The 293-nt window shown below is 45.1% G+C and carries 1 protein-coding gene; it reads left to right on the forward strand.

What is annotated here, in order from left to right:
- On the forward strand, positions 1-293 hold a 293-nt coding region (locus ACLUXO_RS10360; protein WP_412137464.1), incomplete at both ends, for a transposase.

A 293-nucleotide genomic window follows, 5' to 3' on the forward strand; every position in this document is an offset into this window, starting at 1 on the left:
AGGTGCCTACCTTAGCCAGAAATATGGGATGAGGCCAGGAGAAATTGCATATATGGTGGCCTTACTTCAAAGGCATGGAGAAGGTATCCTGGATCGCCCTCAACAGAAATATACTTGTGATTTTAAGCTTGCGGCTATTGATAGGGTTCTGCTAGGTGGTGAAGCACTTAGGCAGGTTTCCTTAGACTTAGGGCTCACGAATCAAGGAATTCTTGCAAATTGGCTTCGCTCTTTCAAAGAAAACGGGTATACTGTCATTACCAAGAAGAAAGGTAGACCACCCAAGAATGCCC

The organism is Lactobacillus delbrueckii subsp. bulgaricus, from assembly GCF_046938665.1.
Lineage (GTDB): Bacteria > Bacillota > Bacilli > Lactobacillales > Lactobacillaceae > Lactobacillus > Lactobacillus delbrueckii_C.